This is a genomic window from Streptomyces beijiangensis (assembly GCF_017315755.1).
GTDB lineage: Bacteria > Actinomycetota > Actinomycetes > Streptomycetales > Streptomycetaceae > Streptomyces > Streptomyces beijiangensis.
In genome coordinates this window covers 1-232 of record NZ_JAFLRJ010001448.1, presented here as the reverse complement: position 1 = coordinate 232, position 232 = coordinate 1, and the positions used below count along the sequence as shown (strand labels likewise).

General features: G+C 64.7%; 1 protein-coding gene. It reads right to left on the bottom strand.

The window, feature by feature from the left end:
• Positions 1 to 232 (bottom strand): MMPL family transporter (locus J0695_RS42215; protein WP_206970090.1); only part of this gene is annotated, 232 nt, incomplete at both ends.

The following is a 232-nucleotide window of genomic DNA, read 5'->3' as shown; positions in this document are numbered from 1 at the left end:
TCACCGGCAGCGTCGTGCAGCTCCTTCATCCGGCTGGTCACGAAGACCTCGTAGTCCATCGAGAGACCGAAGGTCACGCAGAAGAGCAGCACGGTCATGGAGGTGTCCAGCGGCTGTGGTGTGAAGCCGAGGAGCGAGGCGAGATGCCCGTCCTGGAAGATCCACACCATCGCGCCCAAGGAGGCCGACAGGCTCACCGCGTTGAGCAGGAGTGCCCGCAGCGGCTGCACGA